Source organism: Vibrio sp. 10N.222.46.A1, from assembly GCF_041473595.1.
Taxonomy (GTDB): domain Bacteria; phylum Pseudomonadota; class Gammaproteobacteria; order Enterobacterales; family Vibrionaceae; genus Vibrio; species Vibrio tasmaniensis_A.
In genome coordinates this window covers 1-610 of the sequence record NZ_JBFRSN010001518.1, presented here as the reverse complement: position 1 = coordinate 610, position 610 = coordinate 1, and the positions used below count along the sequence as shown (strand labels likewise).

The 610-nt window shown below is 40.3% G+C and carries 2 pseudogenes; one reads left to right on the top strand and one right to left on the bottom strand.

Features of this window, described 5'->3' with window-relative positions:
- A pseudogene (locus AB4496_RS27795) lies at positions 1–190 on the bottom strand (peptidase M3); the annotation flags it as partial.
- 221 nt (positions 191–411) lie between these two features.
- On the opposite strand from AB4496_RS27795, the pseudogene AB4496_RS27790 reads away from it, so the two are divergent.
- Positions 412–610: pseudogene (locus tag AB4496_RS27790) on the top strand (hypothetical protein); the annotation flags it as partial.

The window sequence follows — 610 nt, the reverse complement described above, 5'->3', positions numbered from 1 at the left end:
CTAGCTGCGTTTCGATAGCAGCAATTTGCTCGGCAGAGCTAAGAAATTCAGTCCATTGGGTCTGCGCGAGTGTCGAGCCATCATGGTCGTCACTGATCCCCATATAAGTATCCCAAAAGAAGTCTTCTTTCGCTTTATGAGTCGCAAGATACTTTTGGTTCAATTGGTTGAGATAGTTCGTTGCAGTCATGGACGTTCCTTGTAAATTATTCATTAATTTCAACATTATGACACATTCATGGGGTGTATTGTGTGACGACAGATATAACAGAGTGCAACTCTTCTTAGTATCAAGTTTGTTAATCTTATCGTTGAGCAATATTTTTAGTTTTATAGATGTAAATCGAGCAGTTGTTTGTTGATTGGTCACGTATAATGCACGCTCCATACCGCGTGAAATAAGCACAAATAATGAGAACTCTTCCTAGCTTCATCCTATCTTTTTTATTGGCTCTGAGTACCTTTTCATTTTCTGCGCAAGCGAGTGAAAGCTGGTGGTTACGGACGGTATTCAATAGCAACCCAACTCAACCGAGTTCTCAAAACTATATTAACGATATCGATCTTATGGATTGTGGCGAAGTTGAAGGCACTCTGTTGTGCAGTGACT